The organism is Streptococcus toyakuensis (assembly GCF_024346585.1).
Taxonomy (GTDB): domain Bacteria; phylum Bacillota; class Bacilli; order Lactobacillales; family Streptococcaceae; genus Streptococcus; species Streptococcus toyakuensis.
Map to the genome: position 1 here is coordinate 1,572,256 of NZ_AP024523.1, position 14,906 is coordinate 1,587,161.

13 protein-coding genes and 1 pseudogene are annotated in these 14,906 nt (G+C 42.9%); 5 read left to right on the forward strand and 9 right to left on the reverse strand.

What is annotated here, in order from left to right:
* Positions 1–35 precede the first annotated feature (35 nt).
* From STYK_RS07995 to recJ, 3 genes are all read right to left on the reverse strand, one after another.
* The gene (locus tag STYK_RS07995) at positions 36–815 is read right to left on the reverse strand and encodes an alpha/beta hydrolase (protein ID WP_050083937.1); all 780 of its coding nucleotides are present in this window, start codon (positions 813–815) and stop codon (positions 36–38) included.
* A 66-nt stretch (positions 816–881) separates the two neighbouring features.
* Positions 882–2,543 (reverse strand): ribonuclease J, encoded by a 1,662-nt coding sequence (locus STYK_RS08000; protein ID WP_000065626.1) that lies wholly within the window; start codon positions 2,541–2,543, stop codon positions 882–884.
* Positions 2,544–2,716: 173 nt separating this feature from the next.
* Positions 2,717–4,939, reverse strand: coding sequence for a single-stranded-DNA-specific exonuclease RecJ (recJ, locus tag STYK_RS08005; protein WP_261804848.1), 2,223 nt, complete (start codon positions 4,937–4,939; stop codon positions 2,717–2,719).
* A gap of 176 nt (positions 4,940–5,115) precedes the next feature.
* Here recJ and STYK_RS08010 point away from each other — a divergent pair, with 176 nt between their 5' ends.
* From STYK_RS08010 to STYK_RS08030, 5 genes and pseudogenes are all read left to right on the forward strand, one after another.
* Positions 5,116–5,874, forward strand: coding sequence for an amino acid ABC transporter ATP-binding protein (locus tag STYK_RS08010; RefSeq protein ID WP_001229569.1), 759 nt, complete (start codon positions 5,116–5,118; stop codon positions 5,872–5,874).
* 10 nt (positions 5,875–5,884) lie between these two features.
* Complete coding sequence (locus STYK_RS08015; RefSeq protein ID WP_079247635.1) at positions 5,885–6,679, forward strand: transporter substrate-binding domain-containing protein; 795 nt, start codon at positions 5,885–5,887, stop codon at positions 6,677–6,679.
* A gap of 12 nt (positions 6,680–6,691) precedes the next feature.
* Positions 6,692–7,369 carry an amino acid ABC transporter permease gene (locus STYK_RS08020; protein ID WP_000131137.1) on the forward strand — a complete coding sequence of 226 codons (678 nt, stop codon included), beginning with the start codon at positions 6,692–6,694 and terminating at the stop codon, positions 7,367–7,369.
* A gap of 9 nt (positions 7,370–7,378) precedes the next feature.
* On the forward strand, positions 7,379–8,038 hold the full coding sequence (locus STYK_RS08025; protein ID WP_000443851.1) for an amino acid ABC transporter permease: 660 nt from the start codon (positions 7,379–7,381) through the stop codon (positions 8,036–8,038).
* Between the two features lie 144 nt (positions 8,039–8,182).
* Positions 8,183–9,373 (forward strand): annotated as a pseudogene (locus tag STYK_RS08030) (ferredoxin reductase family protein).
* Positions 9,374–9,467: 94 nt separating this feature from the next.
* Here STYK_RS08030 and STYK_RS08035 read toward each other — a convergent pair.
* The 6 genes from STYK_RS08035 to cysE form a co-directional block, all read right to left on the reverse strand.
* Positions 9,468–10,598 (reverse strand): ABC transporter ATP-binding protein, encoded by a 1,131-nt coding sequence (locus STYK_RS08035; RefSeq protein ID WP_000229945.1) that lies wholly within the window; start codon positions 10,596–10,598, stop codon positions 9,468–9,470.
* Between the two features lie 112 nt (positions 10,599–10,710).
* Positions 10,711–11,580: a PucR family transcriptional regulator gene (locus STYK_RS08040; protein WP_261020382.1), complete on the reverse strand. Its 870-nt coding sequence runs from the start codon at positions 11,578–11,580 to the stop codon at positions 10,711–10,713.
* A gap of 3 nt (positions 11,581–11,583) precedes the next feature.
* The gene (locus STYK_RS08045) at positions 11,584–11,970 is read right to left on the reverse strand and encodes a Mini-ribonuclease 3 (RefSeq protein WP_000567927.1); all 387 of its coding nucleotides are present in this window, start codon (positions 11,968–11,970) and stop codon (positions 11,584–11,586) included.
* Positions 11,963–13,306, reverse strand: coding sequence for a cysteine--tRNA ligase (gene cysS, locus STYK_RS08050; protein WP_261804849.1), 1,344 nt, complete (start codon positions 13,304–13,306; stop codon positions 11,963–11,965). Before cysS ends, STYK_RS08045 begins: the two co-directional genes overlap by 8 nt.
* Before the next feature lie 81 nt (positions 13,307–13,387).
* The gene (locus STYK_RS08055) at positions 13,388–14,272 is read right to left on the reverse strand and encodes a GNAT family N-acetyltransferase (RefSeq protein ID WP_084929826.1); all 885 of its coding nucleotides are present in this window, start codon (positions 14,270–14,272) and stop codon (positions 13,388–13,390) included.
* An 11-nt stretch (positions 14,273–14,283) separates the two neighbouring features.
* Positions 14,284–14,901, reverse strand: a complete 618-nt coding sequence (cysE, locus tag STYK_RS08060) for a serine O-acetyltransferase (RefSeq protein WP_000539984.1) — start codon at positions 14,899–14,901, stop codon at positions 14,284–14,286.
* Between the last annotated feature and the right edge of the window lie 5 nt (positions 14,902–14,906).

Here is a 14,906-nt window from a genome sequence, read left to right on the forward strand (position 1 = left end):
ATTTTAGTCCTACTCCCCCTATGCTGAAGTTCAAACTAAGTCAATCTCTCTTCTAATTTGAAATCAATCGGTAGGGTTGCTAAAAAACGTTCCAATTGTTTTTCCCAATAATACCACTCGTGAGTTCCAGCGCTATGGCTATAGGTCACATCAAAACCTAGTTTTTTGAGATTTTTCACTGCGAGATTATTGGCTTCATACAAGAAATCCTGCTCGCCACACCAAGCCCAGAGCTTGGTCTTTTTATCCGATTTTTTAGCCAGACTTTCAAGAGAATAGGGGCTAGCTGTCCAATCTTTAATCTCCCCAAACACACCTCTCCAATAAGCCGGTGTTCCCAAATCTTGGCTTTCAGGAGAAAAATCTTGAAAGCTAAGAGCACCTGAAAAACTAGCTGCATGAGAAAAACAATTTGTAGCAAGAGCCAATTTGAAACAGCCATAGCCTCCCATAGAGAGACCAGCGATAAAGGTCTTTTCACGCTTGCTAGTCATGTTAGGGAAGAAGCGTTTTAAAACCTCTGGCAATTCCTCTGCTAGAGCTGTGTAATAGTCAAAACCATATTGGGTATCGGTGTACCAACCGTTGCTGGTATTAGGCATGACAACGATGAGATTGGTTCCTCGAAGCAAGCGTTCTACATTGGTCCGCTTGAGCCAGCTATTATGGTTGCCAGACATCCCATGCAAGAGGTACAAGACGGGAATATCTTTACAATCTGGTTCTTCCACTCGATTGGCATCGGGGTAAAGAACATTCACTCCCCACTCCATATCCAAAACTTGTGAGTAATACTCGATTTTCATTACTGCCATAATTTTTCCTCTATTTTTCTATAAGAAAAAGCCGAAACTCGACTTTCTCCCTGTTTATTTCAACGATTATTTTGCTTCCATGACTACTGGTAAAATAGCTGGACGACGTTTGGTTTGGTCAAAGAGATACTTGGTAAGATTATCACGAACCTTCCCTTTAAGGTCTGCCCAGTCAAAGTCATCTCCTTGAAGATAGTCTTCTACCGTTTGATTAATCAATTCTGAACTTTCACGGAGAATATCGCGACTCTTCTTGAGATAAACAAATCCACGCGTGTGAACACGAGCCTTGGCCACAATTTTCTTCTCACGTCGGTTAACTGTAATTGCGACGATGAAAATGCCATCCTCTGACAAGACCTTACGATCACGAAGAACCACATTTCCAACATCACCGATAGCATTCCCGTCAATCAAGACATCCCCTGCTGAAACTGCGCCAGCCGGGACAAAGTCCCCATTCTCATAAGCCATGCTGGTTCCCTTTTTAGGGATGAAAATGCGTTCTGGCAACATACCTACTGCCATAGCAGCCTTAGCATGGGCATCCAACTCGCGGTATTCCCCTTGAATTGGGAAGAGATACTTAGGTTGCAAGAGATTGATCATCAACTGCAAATCACGCGCATTTCCGTGCCCTGATACATGTAAACTTTGGGTAATCAATTTGACAACCCCTCCTGCCTGATAAATCATATTTTCCACACGCGCAACGAAGGCTTCTTTAGCAATAGACGGAGCCGTAGCAATATAGACCAGGTCCCCATCCTTGATTTCTACATAACGATGGCGACCAATCGACATCTTACGAAGTCCATTGATAGGTTCACCCATACGACCTGTCTCAAGAATAATCAACTCATGGTCTTCAAAGCGAGACATATCTTTCGGCTTAATCAAGAGAATTTCGTTGGCTAAAGACAACTTCTTGAGACGAATCGCTGTGCGGACGATATTTTCAATATCAAATCCTGTCAAGACGATACGTCGACCTGTTTTATCCGCAGCGTCAAAAATCTGCTGGATACGAGAAAGGTTACTGGAAACAGCTGCAACGATGATACGACCTTCCCAGTCAGCAATGGTTTGGGTAATTTCATCTCTAACTTCACTTTCACTAGCCACCTGAATATTGCTGTCCGCATTGGCCGAATCACTGAGGAGAGCCAGGACGCCGTCACGACCGATTTCTGCCAAACGAGCGAAGTCTGTCGCATAGGATTCACTAGCTGTCTGGTCAAATTTGAAGTCACCTGTATAAACGATGCTACCTTCAGCTGTCTTCAAGACAATTCCCAGGCTCTCTGGAACGGAGTAAGTCGTAGGGAAGAAGGAAACCACTGTCCCACCAAAATCAATCTCCGTATCTTCATCAATAACATGAAAATCATTAAATTTCTTGACTGCGTCATTTCCTTTGACAAAGAGTTTGGCCAACTCAATGGTCAACTCAGAGCCAAATACAGGTACCTTGGCTTCAGCCAAGAGATAAGGCAGAGCACCAATAGCATCTGCATGTCCGTGAGTTAAAAATACCCCAGCAATTCGATCTTTATTTTCAAAAAGGTAGTCCATCTTTGGAATCACCACATCGACCCCTAATTGTTCATTTTCGGGATATTTTAACCCTGCATTCAAAACAAAAATGGACTCTCCAATTTCAGCAATGTACATATTTTTCCCATTTTCACGTACACCACCAAGTGTTGTTAAACTAATATTACTCATTTTTCCTCCAAAATCTTAGTTTATCTTGATTATAGGGTTGCTTACCCTCTTATTCTAAAAGCACTATTACTGTTAGCCGAATCTTTTCCTACCATTATACCATTTTTTTGATGATTTTCAAAATGAAGATTTGTTTTCAAAAAAGAGCTGGTTGCCCAACTCTTTCCTAACTTCTACTCTTTTTCCATCAAAAAATCATAAATTTCTTGCACGGTACCCAGGGCCATCATTTCTTGGTCTTTGACAGTTTGTTTGAGATTTTGATAAATCTGACTTTCTCCTATCTCTCGCTTTGGCGCTTCTTTATTGACTGTCATGACCCCATCTTTGATGGTCACAAAGCCTAGTTCTTCAAATACTTGAATCATCTTGACCAGCAAGATTTGTTGAATATTGAGATAAGTAGCCAAATCCTTCAGTTTATAGCGAATATCAAACTCTGGGAACTGGTAGATGGTTTTGTACAATTTTGCAAACTGCTCTCTAGTCCCATAGCCTGTTAGATAGTAGACCTTATCAATATCATTCTTGAAATAGACAGCAGAGAAATTCTGTTCCTGAAAAATGGTCTTCAGCTGAGTAATATCCTCAGGAATGGTTTTTACGACAATAGCTTCACTAGCCGCAAGATTTGGTAGTTCTACAGCAAAATCCAAGACTGGAACTCCTTCTGGCAAGACTGCATTCTTCCCACGGATGTTAAAGAGTTGAACACCCTCCACACGCGCATCCACCATCATCAACTGCAGGGCAGTTTGGCCATTCCATTGGTTGACAGACAATTTGACTGCCAGCTCTAGATTCTTGGTTTGAGAAAACTCTGTCGCCCATCTGCCTTGGCCGAAGGCCACCACTTCAAAACTCGCCTCACCTTTGGAAATTTTCAGCTTGAGATGGGCATTTCCTGCTCCCATAGTACGAGCACTTTCGACCTGAAAATCCTTGATATAAAAGATAGGTTTCTGATTGTCCATTCCAAAAGGTGCCAAGCGCTCAAAGTTCTTGACTGTTTCAAGACTCAAAGTCTCCAAATCCAACTCTTCATCTAGGTTTAACTTATTCTTGCCAGCAGCATCTGCACCTTTTTCACGGACATAGTCTTCCAAGACCTGAGATAAATCTGAGAGTTTCTCAACTTCCAGCGTCATACCCGCTGCACCAGCATGGCCACCAAAGGCGATGAAGAGGTCGCGATGGGGATCTAGGGCTTCAAAAATATCGACCGCTTCCACACTACGGGCACTACCCTTGGCACGACCGTCCTCTATATTGAGAACGATGACTGTCTGCCCTAGTTCTTCCAATAAACGACCAGCGACAATACCCAGAACCCCAGGATTCCAACCTTCCTTGGCCAAGACTTGGACCTTCTTCTCAGAATCCACCATAGTCTTAGCTTCTTCATAGATAGACTGAACGATTTCCTTGCGCTCTTCGTTTTTCTGATGAATCATGAGAGCAATCTCATGCGCTTCCTCATCATCAAACCCAGTCAACAAATCAATGGCAGGATTGGGATCATCCAAGCGACCCAAGGCATTCAAACGAGGGGCAATCTGGAAACCAACCGTTTCTTCTGTTACTTCGTCGGCGGCAATCCCAGCCATGTCTAGCATTTCTTGTAGACCAATGCGCTGAGTATGTCCCAACATTTCCAGACCATATTGAACTAGAATGCGGTTCTCATCTGTCAAACTCACCATATCAGCAATGGTACCAATAGCGACCAAATCAAGCAATTCCACTTGTACTTCTTCTAACAGGGCACAAGCCAGCTTGAAAGCCACTCCACAACCAGCCAAATATTTGAAAGGATAGTTCGCATCCGGATGTTCAGGATGGACAATGGCATAGGCATCAGGCAAGGTTTCAGGCATGGAATGGTGGTCAGTCACAATGACATCTACTCCCATAGACTGGGCCAATTCAATAGCCTCATGACCAGCAACCCCATTGTCCACCGTCACAATCAAAGAAATCCCTTCTTGCTCGATAAAGTATTTATAGACACTAGCATTTGGACCATAGCCATCAGTAAAACGATTGGGCAAGTAAACACGGCACTCAGCGCCAAGCTGTTCCAAACTTTCCTTCACAATAGAAGCCGAAGTCATTCCATCCGCATCGTAATCTCCATAAATGAGGATATTTTCCCCTTCTTCAATGGCCTGACGAATCCGTCCCACTGCCTTGTCCATATCATGGAGCAGATAAGGGTCGTGCAAGTCCTCCAAGGAAGGTTCTAAAAACTTCTTCAGACTTTCTTGGTCCTGAATCCCTCTCTCAAATAATAACCGAGCCACCTCAGGAGCCAGTCCAGCCTTCTTGGCTATCTTTGTAAAATTCGCATCTTCAACCTGCGGGGCAAACTGCCATTCATAAGTAGGTGTTATCAAAAAGACATCCACTCTTTCTAAGAATTCTATTGCTTCATTATAACATGATTTAGACGTTTTCTCTATCCAGATTGCTTTTTTATAAAATTTTAGTGAATTTTTTCAGATATGATTTGACAAGGCAATTCTTTTGGTGTAGAATCGTGTTATAAAATCTAACACAAAGGAGATTCTTTATGGCTTTAGTAGAATTTGAACACGTCGAAAAATATTACGGAGACTACCATGCACTCCGCGACATCAATCTCCGTTTTGAAAAAGGGCAAGTTGTTGTACTCCTAGGCCCTTCTGGTTCTGGGAAGTCCACTCTTATCCGCACCATCAATGGTTTGGAGGCTGTTGATAAAGGAAGCCTTCTAGTAAATGGTCACCAGGTTGCTGGTGCCAGCCAGAAAGATTTGGTACCGCTTCGCAAGGAAGTCGGCATGGTTTTTCAGCATTTTAATCTCTATCCCCACAAAACAGTGTTAGAAAACGTAACACTAGCACCCATAAAAGTTCTAGGAATTGATAAAAAAGAAGCTGAAAAAACAGCCCAAAAATATCTGGAATTTGTAAATATGTGGGACAAGAAAGATTCATATCCAGCCATGCTGTCTGGTGGACAAAAGCAACGGATTGCCATTGCACGCGGACTCGCTATGCATCCGGAACTCCTCCTCTTTGATGAGCCAACATCTGCCCTTGACCCTGAAACCATCGGCGATGTTCTGGCAGTTATGCAAAAATTAGCCCACGATGGTATGAATATGATTGTCGTTACCCATGAAATGGGCTTTGCCCGTGAAGTTGCGGATCGCATCATCTTTATGGCTGACGGAGAAGTTTTGGTGGATACGACCGATGTCGATGACTTTTTCGACAATCCAAGCGAACCTCGTGCCCAACAATTCCTCAGCAAGATCATCAACCACGAAAGTGACAAAGTCAAATAAGGAGGCACCTATGAAAAAGAAATTCTTTTTATCAGCATTACTGATTAGCCTTTTGGGCCTTGCTGCTACAAAACCAGTTCAGGCTGATACTAGTATCGCAGACATTCAAAAGAGAGGCGAGCTGGTTGTCGGTGTCAAACAAGACGTTCCCAATTTCGGCTACAAGGATCCCAAGACAGGGACCTATTCTGGTATCGAAACCGACTTGGCCAAGATGGTCGCTGATGAGCTCAAGGTCAAGGTTCGCTATGTGCCTGTTACCGCGCAAACTCGTGGCCCCCTTCTAGACAACGAACAGGTCGATATGGATATCGCGACCTTTACCATCACAGACGAACGCAAAAAACTCTATAACTTCACCAGCCCTTACTACACAGATGCTTCTGGCTTTTTGGTCAATAAGTCTGCCAAAATCAAAAAGATTGAGGACCTAAACGGCAAAACCATCGGAGTCGCCCAAGGTTCCATCACCCAACGCTTGATTACCGAACTAGGTAAAAAGAAAGGTCTGAAGTTTAAATTCGTCGAACTTGGTTCCTACCCAGAATTGATTACTTCCCTACACGCCCACCGTATTGATGCCTTTTCCGTTGACCGCTCGATTCTGTCTGGCTACATCAGCAAACGCACAGTACTACTAGATGATAGTTTCAAGCCATCTGACTACGGTATCGTTACCAAGAAATCAAATACCGAACTCAACGACTATCTCGATAACTTGGTTACTAAATGGAGCAAGGATGGCAGTTTGCAAAAACTTTATGACCGTTACAAGCTGAAACCATCCAGCCATACTGCAGATTAAGGAGGACACCCCATGACAGATTTATCATCTTGGACAGCCTATTTTCAGGATTTTGGACAATTTTTCAATGGTTTCCTCTTCACCCTTGCCCTAGCGATTGGATCCTTTATCCTCGCCATGGTTTTGGGCATCTTCTTTGGAGCCATGTCAACCAGCAAACGTCCAATTTTGCGCATTTTAGCTCGCATCTTTGTCGAGTTTTACCAAAACACTCCCCTCTTGGTGCAGTTTGTTATCGTTTTTTATGGTCTACCACTTATCAGTGACCATATCATCATGATTCCGATTTATTGGACGGCTGTTCTCTGCGTGGGACTCTATCACGGCGCCTATATCGCCGAGGTTATTCGCTCAGGCATTCAGTCTATTCCTAGCGGTCAAATGGAAGCCGCCTTGTCGCAAGGTTTTACTTATATCAGTGCTATGCGCTTGATTATCTTGCCTCAGGCCTTTCGTATCATTCTCCCTCCTTTGACCAACCAAATCGTCAACCTCATCAAAAACACCTCTACAGTCGCTATCATCTCTGGAGTGGACTTGATGTTTGTGACCAAGTCTTGGTCGGCACTTAACGGAAACTACATTCCAGCCTTTCTAGGTGCTGCCCTGCTCTACTTTTCTCTTTGCTTCCCTGTTGCCCAGTTTGGTCGCAAGATGGAGCAAGCCAACAAAAAAGCCTATTCACTTTAGGAGGTTACTATGGAATCCATTTTAGAAGTTTTGACCCCAGATAACCTAATCTTTATCTTTAAAGGATTTGGCTTGACCCTCTACATTTCTCTGATTGCCATCGTCCTCTCTACCCTTATCGGTACAGTTCTAGCGGTCATGAGAAATGGAAAAAATCCAATCTTACGCATTATTTCCAGTATTTACATCGAATTTGTACGTAATGTTCCCAACCTCCTCTGGATTTTCACTATCTTTTTGGTGTTTAAGATGAAGTCCACACCAGCTGGTATTACTGCCTTTACCCTTTTTACCTCAGCAGCCTTGGCTGAGATTATCCGAGGCGGTCTCAATGCCGTAGACAAGGGGCAGTACGAAGCAGGAATGTCGCAAGGATTTACCTCAGCCCAAATCCTCTACCACATCATTCTCCCGCAAGCCATTCGCAAAATGTTGCCAGCCATCATTTCTCAGTTTGTAACCGTAATTAAGGATACCAGTCTTCTCTACTCTGTTATCGCCCTACAAGAACTCTTTGGAGCAAGCCAAATTCTCATGGGCCGTTATTTCGAACCAGAGCAGGTCTTCAGTCTTTACATCCTGATTGCCCTCATCTACTTCAGCTTTAACCTAGCCATTTCTAGCCTGTCTCATATGCTAGCAAAACGCTGGCAACAAGCTGCAGAATAATAAATTAGCTCTCCAGTTCAATTGGAGAGTTTTTTGATGAGAGTAGATATTTATAGAACTCAATTTGACACCATACTTTTTCTATGATAAAATGTAACAATTTTATTTACAACAAATCAAAATCTAAATGAAATGGAATTTTCTATGAAATCAATCAAAGGAATACTCTTTATCATAGCTAGTTTTATCTTGACTCTTTTTGCTTGGATGAACACTTCTCCCCAATTCACTATTCCAGGACTAGCTTTAACAAGCCTATCTCTGACTTTTATCCTAGCCACTCGTCTCCCCCCTACTAGAAAGCTGGTTTCACGGTTTGGAGAAGCTCTACACTGTCCACAAATTCACAGCCTTTCTCTCCATCATCCTACTAATCTTTCATAACTTTAGTATGGGCGGTTTGTGGGGCTCTCGTTTAGCTGCTCAGTTTGGCAACCTTGCCATCTATATTTTGTCAGTATCATCCTTGTCGCCTATTTAGGCAAATACATCCAATACGAAGCTTGGAGATGGATTCACCGTCTGGTTTATCTAGCCTACATTTTCGGACTCTTTCACGTCTACATGATGATGGGCAATCGTCTCCTTACATTTAATCTTCTAAGTTTTCTTGTTGGTAACTATGCCCTTTTAGGTTTACTGGCTGGTTTTTATATCATCTTCCTTTATCAAAAGATTGGCTTCCCCTATCTAGGGAAAATTACCAATCTCAAACGATTAAATCACGATACTAGAGAAATTCAAATCCATCTCAGCAGACCTTTCGACTATCAATCAGGACAATTTGCCTTCCTAAAGATTTTCCAAGAAGGCTTTGAAAGTGCTCCGCATCCCTTTTCTATCTCAGGAGGTCATGGTCAAACCCTTTACTTTACCGTCAAAAATTCAGGTGACCCTACCAAGAATATCTATGACAATCTTCAAGTCGGTAGCAAAGTAACCGTTGACAGAGCTTACGGGCACATGATTATAGAAGAAGGACGAGAAAATCAGGTTTGGATTGCTGGAGGTATTGGGATTACCCCCTTCATCTCTTACATCCGTGAACATCCTATTTTAGATAAACGGGTTCACTTCTACTATAGCTTCCGTGGAGAGGAAAATGCAGTTTATATAGATTTGCTCCATGACTATGCTCAGAAAAATCCTAATTTTGAACTCCATCTAGTAGACAGTAGGAAAGACGCCTATCTTAATTTTGAACAAAAAGAAGTACCCGAACATGCGAGCGTCTATATGTGTGGTCCTCTTTCTATGATGAAGTCACTTGCCAAACAGATTAAGAAACAAAATCCAAAAACAGAGCTTATTTACGAAGGATTCAAGTTTAAATAACCACTCATACTCTCCTCGAATTTCCCAGGAGTTTTTCTACGCAATCTCAAAAAACACTGCCAGATTTCTAGCAGTGTTTTGAGTTTTATTTATCTTAGTAAACTGTTTTTTCAGTTTCTACATCGAAGAAGTGTGCTTTGTTCAAGTCAAATCCAAGTTCAACTGTTGCACCTGTTTGCAAGTAGTCACGAGCGTCAACTTTGGCAACAAATTCATCTTTACCAACTTGGCAGTAAAGGTGAGATTCTGAACCAAGCAATTCTGATACAGAGATAGTAGCTTTGACAACTGATTCTGGGAATGTTTCAAGGAAAGCAGGTTCTGCATTCACGTCTTCTGGACGGATACCGAAGATCAATTCTTTACCTTCGTAGCCTTTTTCACGAAGAACTTTCAATGCTCCTTCTGGAACTTTCAAACGGAAACCGTCAGAAACAATTTCGCTACCAACCAATTTCACGTTGATGAAGTTCATAGCTGGGCTTCCGATGAATCCTGCTACGAATTTGTTAACTGGGTTTTTGTATACTTCTTGAGGAGTACCGATTTGTTCTACACGTCCGATAGTACCTGTACCAGCAGGGTTCTTAGTTGCTGACATGATAACGATACGGTCTGCAAGTGTCATCGCTTCCGTTTGGTCGTGAGTTACGTAGATAGTTGTAGCTCCGATACGACGGTGGATTTTAGCGATTTCAGCACGCATTGATACACGAAGTTTGGCATCCAAGTTTGACAAAGGTTCGTCCATCAAGAATACTTTTGCATCACGGACGATAGCACGACCCATGGCAACACGTTGACGTTGACCACCTGAAAGGTCAGCTGGTTTACGATCCAAGAATTCTTTCAAACCAAGGATTGCTGCTGCTTCTTGCACACGTTTGTCGATGTCTTCTTTGCTGTATTTACGCAATTTCAAACCGAAAGCCATGTTGTCATAAACAGTCATGTGTGGGTAAAGAGCATAGTTTTGGAATACCATGGCGATGTCACGGTCTTTTGGAGCAACGTCGTTGACAACCACGCCATCGATAGATGCAGTACCTTCTGTGATGTCTTCAAGACCAGCAATCATACGAAGAGTTGTTGATTTACCACATCCTGAAGGACCTACGAAAACGATAAACTCTTTGTCTTTGATGTCCAAGTTGAAGTCTTCAACTGAATAGTGTTCGCTGTTTGGATATTTTTTGTAAATGTTTTTAAGATTCAATTCTACCATGAGGTGAACTCCTTTTGTCTTTTGATAGTTTTATTATAGATGAAAACGCTTTACATTTCTATGGCAAGATGACCAAAAAAATAAAAAAGTTCTGTGCAACTTGCACAAAACTTTAGAGAATATCTGGTAAAATCAACTGATAGCACAAGGTCAGGTCAGTCAATTCCTTCAATTGAAGCCCTGTCAACTCTTCCCATTTATCAATCTTGTATTGGAGAGAATTGCGGTGCAGATAGAGTTGCTGGGCTGTTTTTGTTAGGACAGCACTATTTTCCCAAAGGGAGAGAATGATTTCCTGAATCTGGTCTTGATCCAAGATCATCTGGTGCAAGCATTCCTTGATTGCCTTCAAGTCCACAAGTCTTTCTCCCATACTCCAAAGATAGAGCTGAGAAAAAGTATGAACACCTTGGTGACCCTGACGCCACCAAGTCTTGAACAACTCGCGCTCAGCTTTGATTAAGTCTGATAGGGCTTGATTTCTCGTCTGAGACCAAACCTGGCCCAACATGATAGACAGACGAAGTCCAAAGTCATACTCTACCGCTTCAATCGTATCACTTAAAATAGCTCGTACAGAGGTGTATTTATCTTGCTGAAGCACGAAAACATAATCCTGAGCTCCGACCTGAAGCACTGTCTGACAGTTAGGAAATAGAGTCCGCATCATATCCAGCCAAGAAGCTAGATTTTCCTGCTGAAAATAGGAAAGATGACAATAGGCCAACTGAATCTTTTTAAAAGTTTGTGGTGTCTGTCCCTTCCCCTCAATCAAAAAAGAATACCAAGGATTGAGCGAACGAGCCTGCTCCTGCTGGGTCAAAAGTGAAATCAACTGCTTTTCACGCTCGCTGAGCCCAGCTTCCTCCAGCAAAATCCACTGTTGAGAAGCTAAAGGAAGAGTGAGATAACCCTCTTTCTCTACTGGTTGGTCTGAAATCTGAGCTTCAGGAAACCATTCTTGTAATTCTTTTGCCATCATGTCCTAGCCCTCCACTTTTTGGATGCACCACGAAATCAAGCTCTCAAGACGTTCCAGATTTTCAGTCATATGGAGATAACCCATGACTGCTTCAAAACCTGTGGACATACGGTAGGTCACCACATCGGCATTTTTAGCCTTGGTGTGGCTATTGGTATTGCGACCACGTTTGTAGATTTCTTCTTCTTTTTCCGTCAGGACTTGCTCCTCTAACATAAGGGAAATCAGGCGAGCCTGAGCTTTGGCTGAGACATACTTGGTCGCTTCTTGATGGAGTTTATTGGGTTTGGTCATACCTTTTAAAATGAGGTGACGACGAATATACATAGAATACACCGCGTCCCCCTCAAAAGCTAACGCAATCCCATTAATGAGATTGACATCAATCACGTGTCCACCTCACTCCATCTTTGGTGTCAAGGAGCTTAATCCCTTGAGCAGCTAATTGGTCACGGATCTGGTCCGCTGTCGCAAAGTCACGATTAGCACGCGCTTCTTGGCGCTTTTGGATCAAGTCTTCAATCTCTGCATCCAAAACTTCCTCAATAAAGACAATTCCAAAGACCTCTAACATAGCCGCAAGAGCTTCCTTAACACTTTCATCATAGTTGCCAGAATTAATCCACTTGGCCATTTCAAAAACAACTGTGATACCGTTGGCAGCGTTAAAATCTTCATCCATAGCTGCTACAAACTTATCTTTAAAGGCTTGTAACTCTTGAGCATCTACAGTTCCAGTAAATGGTTGCTCATAAGTGTTCTTCATATACTTGAGATTGGTCTCCGCATCCCGCACTGCCTTTTCCGTAAAGTTGATAGGCTTGCGGTAGTGTTGAGTCGCAAAGAAGAAACGAAGCACTTGCCCATCGAGGTTTTTAAGGGCATCGTGCACTGTGATAAAGTTCCCCAAAGACTTAGACATCTTGACATTATCGATATTGACAAAGCCATTGTGCATCCAGTAGTTGGCAAAGGTCTTGCCTGTTTTGGCTTCTGACTGGGCAATTTCATTGGTATGGTGAGGAAACTCTAGGTCAGCTCCACCACCGTGAATATCAATGGTGTCGCCCAAAATCTCTGTCGACATGACTGAACACTCGATGTGCCAGCCCGGGCGACCAGGTCCCCAAGGACTGTCCCAAGAAATCTCGCCTGATTTGGCAGATTTCCAGAGGGCAAAGTCTACAGGATTTTCCTTACGAGCCGTTTCTTCATCGGTTCGACCTGAAGCACCTAGCTCCAAATCTTCCAAGGTTTTATTTGCTAATTTAGCATAGTTGTGGGATTTTTCCACACGGAAATAGACATCTCCTTGACTCTCGTAGGCAAAGCCTTTTTCAATCAAATCTTCCACAAAGCGGATGATGTCAGCCATAAACTCCACCACACGCGGATGGCGGGTCGCAGGTTTGACGCCCAAGGCCGTCACATCCTCACGAAAGGCAGCGATGTACTTGTCCGCAACCTCCTGAGGCGTAATACCTTCTTCCTTGGCACGGTTGATAATCTTATCATCCACATCCGTAAAATTGGAAATATAGGCAACCTCATACCCACGGTACTCAAAATAACGACGAATGGTATCAAAAGCCACCGTCGAACGGGCATTCCCCACGTGGATATAGTTATACACGGTTGGCCCACAAACATACATCTTGACTTTGCCGTCCTCAATCGGGACAAATTCTCGCAAATCACGAGACATAGTGTCATAGATTTTAATCATAAATCATAGTCAGGAAATCCAAAATCCAAGAACAATTAGTTTCATCACTAAGAGTTCAATTGAATTTCAGTCCGAATGTCTCTACACTTCGGAATCCCTTGCTCCTTTCGCATTCAGATAAACCACTTGGGTTTGTTTGACAAAGCCAATCTTTTCATATAAGCGCTTGGCACCTACATTGCTATCTTCCACTGCAATCTGAAATTCCTTATCATTTTGCTCAATTAGTTGGTTGACAAGGGATTTTGCTAAGTAGCTTCCATAGCCTTTCCCACGTTCAGGTTCAGATATTGCTAAACCGTAGAAGTAATTCGTATTAGTCGATAAATCTACCGTGCAAGTTCCAATAACCTGACCGTCTTTTAACAAAATATATAAGCGACTTTCTGGATCCTTCAGAGCTTCAGCGACATATCTATCAACAATCTCTCTAGACTCATGTTCCTCTGAGAATGCCTGAAATTTTAACTGACTAATTTGCTCCTGATACGAACTATCTGCTAACAAAACTTCAAGATTAGAAAAATTTGCTAACTGATAAGGTTTTCTATCCTTACCTAACCAAGTTTCTGTATCCTCGTCCTCGACCAATCCCCAGTTGCTGGCAAAATCAGGATGACGTTCTAGAAAAATACGTTCTGTCTGAAAAGTCACTGAACGAATAGAGAAAGAAGCCGTTTCTTTCTCAAAACTAGTAAACAATGCACGCGCAATTCCCTGATGGCGATGATCTGGATGAACCAGTATCGTCACTTCCACATCTTGGTCATCAGCATAGACAGTTAAGAGACCAACAAGTTCGCCTTTTTCATAATAAAGGAAAAAGGCGGGCATGTTTGGGTCAAAATTAAGCATGTTAGAAAGATAGGGATCACGATAGGTACCGTCATAGTTTTGGCAATAGTTAATTAGTTTTTTCGCCTCAGATAGCTCCTCTTGGCTTAACTTGTTTCTTGCTTGAATCATATAGGTACCCTCTACAAACCAGACGATCTGTGACTGGCATCTTTAGATTGCTCGAGTTTATTGACGTAGTACTCTCGTTTTTCTTCGACTTCGTGGATCGTCGGTTCATCCTTCTGTCCATGAACTCGGACAATCTTAGCCGGAATACCGACAACCGTCACATCACTAGGTACGTCTGCCACGACAACTGCTGCTGCACCGACCTTGGCATTTTCACCAATTTCCACTGGTCCAATGACTTGGGCATGAGCGGATATTAAAGCTCCTTTTCGCACGGTTGGATGGCGTTTGCCACAGTCTTTTCCTGTCCCACCAAGAGTTACTCCGTGGTAAAGCATAACACCTTTTTCAACAATCGCAGTCTCTCCGATAACCAGGCCTGAACCATGGTCAATAAAGACTCCAGAGTCGATTTGAGCACCTGGATGAATCTCAATCTGAGTCCAAAAGCGCCAAAACTGACTGTGCATACGAGCCAAGAGTTTGAAGCCATGCTTCCAGAGAAAATGCGAAAGACGGTGGGCCGCCAAGGCCTTGACACCTGGATAAGTCAGTAAAACCTCCAAAGTGGTGCGGGCCGCTGGATCATTTTCTTTTACGATATCAATGGTTTCGCGCCACCATCCCATACATT